Source organism: Weissella koreensis KCTC 3621, from assembly GCF_000277645.1.
The window spans coordinates 1-4,335 of record NZ_AKGG01000006.1; the positions used below are offsets into that span (position 1 = coordinate 1).

Below are 4,335 nucleotides of genomic sequence, written 5' to 3' on the forward strand. Positions count from 1 at the left end.
TTAATATTACATTTAAACATTATAGTGAAGTGTAACATACATATATGATAATAACTAAATTAAGCTAATTATATTCATTTATTAATAATTTAAATCATAAAATCTTAAAAAACAGTGTTAAAAGGCTAGACAAAAGTCCAACTTTATAACACTGCTTTTTTAATAATAAAAATAAATAATTTTTAGAATAATAAATATGAAACAGAATTAAAGTTTAAGTAACTATGCATATCGCATATCGTTAACTAAACTTTTATGTAAATAAACATATTAAAATTAAAATAAAAAAGAATAGATCATGTAGTACATTCCTTTAAAATTTACTTCAAAATTTAGATTACTTTTGGAGAGATAGGCTTAACTAAGGTAATGAAATAGAGCTATGTGATCTAATTCTAATAATAATATTTTTGGCATATGTAACGTCGCATAAAAATATGGTGAATGGATATTGTTATGAACTTGTTGGGCTTAGAGTGAAGATAAAATCTGTGAGTTGATAACTTGAATTTATTATATGTTTTCATTAAATTATTCCAATAAGAATCAAATCAAATTGTTACAGAAAAAAAGTAAAAAATAGAAAAAATTTATAAAATAATATAAGTTAAAATAAAGATATATTAAAATCGAAGTCAAATTCTTAAAGGAATTCATAATCATGAAGACAGATCAAAAAATAAGAATTATTTAAAAAAAACGTTCAATAAAATACAAACTGTATAAATTAGGTAAATTTTTAGTGAACGGCTCAAGATCAAGAGTGAATATAATTTATGACACCGTTGATCGTTATTCAACATTGAATAAAGTGGCATTTGGATCATTGTTGGCTTTAGGTGCAACGGCAACTGTAACTTCAGCAAAAGCGGATGATATAAATAACGTCAAAGGAAAGACAAAGAAATTAGATGATAGCACATCGGCGTTAGCAAATAAAAACCAAACTATAATCGCGTTGACAAATGGTGAAAAAGATAAGAATGCAGCAGATAGTACTAATGTTACACCAATCAAAATAGTGTCCCAACTTGAAACTTTTTCTTACGAAAACGGTAATGTAGCCTATCCTAATGCTAACGTTACTTATGATACAGAGACAGGATTGGCCAACTACATTGCTCCTCCAGAAATAGCCGGATATTATCCTAATATGGCCCGAAGCACTATTAAACTTGGCGGTGGTACTATTTATTTGGAAATGGTGATTGATCAATACATAAAGCCCACCAATCCTGAAGTTAATAGTTGGCAATCGCTTATTGAATATTTAAATAATGGAGAAGCCGCAAAAAATACTAAATTGGTCGATGTATTATCATCAAATGGGCGTCTTAGTTTTTCGATTCAGTATTCTACTGGAGAATTTAAAGGGGGAGATGTTAAAGACGTTACTTATGACGGGACAGATGGAGAATCTAAAAAACCTGTTGCCAGTGATTTTATTGATACGACCACTATTAAAGAGCCTGATCGTAAAAGTTTTAAACCTAGTAATCTAACTATAGCTAATGAATCTGATATTAATTACAAAAAATCTGGAAAGTATGATGTTGATATTGAATATTTAGACGATCAGAAAGTCGAACATCATCAAACAGCAAAGTTAACAGTTATAGCGGGAGAATTTAAAGGGGGGAATACGATAGATCAAACTTACGATTCATCTGATTCAAAGGCTACAAGGCCGCTTGCGGAAGATTATATTGATGTAAGCAGTATTAAGGAACCCGATGGTAAACCTTATGACAAGAATAAATTATTATTAGATGATAATCAGGTTGATTATAGTAAAGCAGGTAAATATACAGTAACGATTTCATATACTGATGATTACGGAGAGAAACATGATGCTACAGCTACTATAAGTGTTCTTGAAGGGTTTGCTTGGGATAAGCCTAAAAATCAAATTTATGATTCATCTAATCCCGATGCGAAAGCACCCATTGTAGATGATTATATTGATGTAAGCAGTATTAAAGAGCCTGATGGAAAAGCATATGATAAGAGTAAATTGATATTAGATGACGGGCAGGTTAATTATAGTAAAAAAGGAGAACAGCAGGTCACCATTACATATATAGATGATCAAGGTGTTGAGCATGCCGCTACTGCTACTATAACTATTGTCAAAACTTATTCTGATTCACTTTCTACAAGTAATTCAAGAAGTGAATCCACATCAATATATGACAGTACATCGGCAGATACTTCAAAACATAATTCTGAATCTAATTCAGAAATAATAAATGACTCAAATAAATCTGATAGTGAGTCTGCATGGATTTCAAAGAATGATTCAGAGTCACTATCAGAGCTAAATTCTAGGGCAAATTCAGGTAGTGATGGTGCTATTTCTGATAGTATTTCAAAATCAGAATCAACAAGTAAGAATATTTCAGATTCAAATAACTCAAAGAGTAATTCAGAATCAGATTCAGTAAGTACTTCAAAGTCAAATTCGGTTTCAAATGACTCAGATTCAGCATCAGAATCAATGAGTGATTCGAAATCAACTTCAACATCTAAGTCGAAGAGTGATTCAGATCATTCAGATAGTACTTCAGTCTCTGATTCGAAATCTGGATCAATTTCAAATTCATCAGACGATTCAAATTCAGATATTTCAAGAAGTGCATCAATTAGTGGATCAGATAGTAATTCTAGCTCAAACTCAAAGAGTAATTCAGAAGGGTCAGATAGTGCATCAGCCTCAACTTCAGATAGTACATCAACTTCGTTGATTAAAGCGGATGATCCAGATGAATCAAAGAGTGCTTCAGATAGTACGAAAGATAGTGATTCACTATCTAAACAAGTTTCTGATTCGAATAATGAAGATTCCACATCTAGCTTAGAATCTAAGAACGATTCAGTTTCAAATAGTTCATCAAGTTCAAAGAGTGATTCGAATGCATCAGATTCAGCTTCAGACTCAAAGAAGACTTCAAAGTCAGGATCAGATTCTAATTTAAAGAGTAATTCAGATGACTCAAAGAGTGCTTCAACTTCAGGATTATAATCAGATTCAAGTAGTCAATCAAAGAGTACTTCTAGTTCAAATTCAGCATCACTAAGTGATTCAAATGCATCTGATAGTGAATCAATTTCACTCTCGAAGAATGATTCAGAATCTACATCAGAGCTAAATTCAAGCTCAAAATCAGTCAGTGATAGCGATGTTTCTAAGAGCATTAATGATTCAGAGTCGAACAGTAAGAATATTTCAGATTCGAATAACTCAAAGAGTAATTCAGAATCAGATTCAGTAAGTACTTCAAAGTCAAATTCGGTTCCAAATCCGGATTCAAATGACTCAGATTCATCATCAGAATCAATGAGTGATTCAAAGTCAACTTCAACATCAAAGTCGAAGAGTGATTCAGAACATTCAGATAGTAACTCAACTTCAGATTCAAAGTCTGAATCGACCTCAAACTCATCAGATGACTCGAATTCAGAGCTTTCTAGAAGTGCATCAGATAGTAATTCTAGTTCAAATTCAAAAAGTACTTCTGAAGGATCAGATAGTGCTTCTGCCTCGACTTCAGATAGTACTTCAACTTAGTTGAATAAACCAAATGATCCAGATAAATCAAAGAGTGCATCAGATAGTACAAATGATAGTGATTCACTATCTAAGGAAATCTCTGATTCGAATAATGAAGATTCAACATCTAGCTCAGAATCTAAGAACGATTCAGTTTCAAATAGTTCATCAAGTTCAAAGAGTGATTCGAATGCATCAGATTCAAAGAAGATTTCAAAGTCAGGATCAAATTCAGAATCACTAAGTGATTCAAATGCATCTGATAGTGATGATGCATCAAATTCAAAGAGTACTTCAACTTCAACAAGTGATGACACTTCAACTTCAAACTCAATCAATGATAGTGAAACTTCTAAGAGTATTAGTGATTCAGAATCAACAAGTAAAGATATTTCAGATTCGAATAACTCAAAGAGTAATTCAGAATCAGATTCAGTAAGTACTTCAAAGTCAAATTCGATTCCAAATCCGGATTCAAATGACTCATATTCATCATCAGAATCAATGAGTGATTCAAAGTCAACTTCAATATCTGGTTCGAAGAGTGATTCAGATCATTCAGATAGTACTTCAGTTTCAGATTCAAAGTCTGCATCAAGTTCAGTATCAAAGAGTGTGTCAGACTCAAATGCATCTGATAGTAGTTCAGCTAGCCGTTCTGATAGTGAATCATCATCAATCTCTAATTCGAATGGTGATTTAGATGAATCAAAGAGTGCGTCAGCATCAACATCAGACAGTAGTTCAACTTCGTTGAATAAACCAGAAGATCCAGATACATCAAA

Annotated in this window: 4 protein-coding genes; 3 read left to right on the forward strand and 1 reads right to left on the reverse strand. The window is 32.0% G+C overall.

Annotated elements, in window-relative coordinates:
- Positions 1 to 763: 763 nt before the first annotated feature.
- Positions 764 to 3,022, forward strand: a complete 2,259-nt coding sequence (locus JC2156_RS08695; protein ID WP_006845363.1) for a hypothetical protein — start codon at positions 764 to 766, stop codon at positions 3,020 to 3,022.
- 14 nt (positions 3,023 to 3,036) lie between these two features.
- On the opposite strand, the gene JC2156_RS08825 is transcribed toward JC2156_RS08695, so the two are convergent.
- Positions 3,037 to 3,195: a hypothetical protein gene (locus tag JC2156_RS08825; protein WP_006845364.1), complete on the reverse strand. Its 159-nt coding sequence runs from the start codon at positions 3,193 to 3,195 to the stop codon at positions 3,037 to 3,039.
- Between the two features lie 142 nt (positions 3,196 to 3,337).
- On the opposite strand from JC2156_RS08825, the gene JC2156_RS08700 reads away from it, so the two are divergent.
- Both JC2156_RS08700 and JC2156_RS03030 read left to right on the forward strand, forming a co-directional pair.
- Entirely contained in the window at positions 3,338 to 3,568 is a 231-nt protein-coding gene (locus JC2156_RS08700) for a hypothetical protein (RefSeq protein ID WP_006845365.1), read from the forward strand.
- The coding region (locus JC2156_RS03030; protein WP_038241039.1) for a hypothetical protein at positions 3,569 to 4,335 on the forward strand (767 nt) is incomplete at its 3' end.